The organism is Leucobacter soli (genome assembly GCF_042659205.1).
Taxonomy (GTDB): domain Bacteria; phylum Actinomycetota; class Actinomycetes; order Actinomycetales; family Microbacteriaceae; genus Leucobacter; species Leucobacter soli.
On sequence record NZ_JBHSRW010000404.1, the window covers coordinates 1 to 1,063 of the forward strand.

Here is a 1,063-nt window from a genome sequence, read left to right on the forward strand (position 1 = left end):
GAGCACGCTGCGCACCCGGTACCCGGTCGCGTCGCGCCCCTCGCCCAGGCGCGCCGCCCAGTTGTCGCTGTGGTCGGCCGCCCGCCACTGCATGTGCAGGGGCTGCATCGACGCCGTGACGCCCTCGCCCGCCGGGCGCTCCGCGTTGAAGGCGCGCAGCTTCTCGACGTCCTCGTCCGCCAGCACCTCGAGGTGCTCGATCGAGTGGAACGGGAGCCCGGGGCGCGCGGGCAGCGTCGCGTAGACGTCGAGCACCCGGTTCACCGCGTAGTCGCCCACCGCGTGCGTCGCGATCAGCATGCCGGCATCGTGATACTTCCGCACCACTTCGCCGTAGCGCTCCCACGAGGGCCAGAACGCGGCGCGGCCATCGCCGCAGGCGTCCGGGGTGTGCAGCCACGCCGTGCCGGTGTCGATCACCCCGTCGCTGAAGAGCTTGATCGCACCGGTCCGCCACAGCCGGCCCCGACGGTCCTTGCCGTCGATCACCCGAGCCGCGTCGTCGTCGGTGTCGCCGACGGCGTGCCAGTGGTGGACCGTGACGCGATGATCCAGCTCGCCGCGCGATTCGAGTTCAGCGAGCAGGTCGACGGTGCGATCCTTGCCGTCCATGATCGCACCGCCCGTCAGTCCGACGGCCGCGAGCCGGCGGAACATGTCGCGCAGGGCATCGCGCTCAGCGTCGCGCGTCGGCTTCGGTGCAGCGTCGAACAGCAGATTGTAGGCCGTGGGCTCGCGCAGCTCGCCCGTGGGCACGCCGTCGGCGTCGACGACGATCTCGCGCGCGTCGGCGAAGTCGCGCGGGCCCGTGATTCCCGCGGCGGCGAGCGCCGGTGCGGTACCGAGTCCGGTGTGCAGGTCGTAGCAGATGAGCGCCACGGGGCGGCCTGGGGCGGCGTCCGCGAGCAGATCGCCGCGCATGCCGGTCCCCTCGAAGGGTTCGTACTCGAGGTTCCAACCGCGCAGCCACGCGCCCTCGGGCAGGCGCGCGTGCTCGGCGGCAAGCGCGTCGCGGATCTCGTCGATCGAACCGCGCCCGCCGCGGTCGATGCCGGCCGGGACG

At 73.0% G+C, this 1,063-nt stretch carries 1 protein-coding gene; it reads right to left on the reverse strand.

The window, feature by feature from the left end; translation table 11 throughout:
* Nucleotides 1–1,063, reverse strand: a 1,063-nt coding sequence (locus ACFPZL_RS13545; RefSeq protein WP_382335909.1) for an amidohydrolase family protein, incomplete at both ends; no start/stop codon positions are given.